Below are 272 nucleotides of genomic sequence, written 5' to 3' on the forward strand. Positions count from 1 at the left end.
CTTCCGTATAACCTAACACACCTTTCATTTCTTCTTGTGAAGCGCGTTTAACTTCCGCACAGATTTCTTCGTATGTAGCAGGTTTTTCTAAGTTCACTGTTAAATCAACTACAGAAACGTTTGCTGTCGGAACACGGAAAGCCATACCGGTTAATTTACCGTTTAATGCAGGTAATACTTTACCTACCGCTTTCGCCGCACCTGTTGATGAAGGAATGATGTTTTGTGAAGCATCACGAACACCGAGCGAGTCTTTAGTTGATGGATGATAT

General features: G+C 41.5%; 1 pseudogene. It reads right to left on the bottom strand.

Annotated features, from left to right (window positions below):
• A pseudogene (locus FLQ44_RS22935) lies at positions 1 to 272 on the bottom strand (type I glyceraldehyde-3-phosphate dehydrogenase); the annotation flags it as partial.

The sequence above is a fragment of the Vogesella mureinivorans genome, from assembly GCF_007644035.1.
Lineage (GTDB): Bacteria > Pseudomonadota > Gammaproteobacteria > Burkholderiales > Chromobacteriaceae > Vogesella > Vogesella mureinivorans.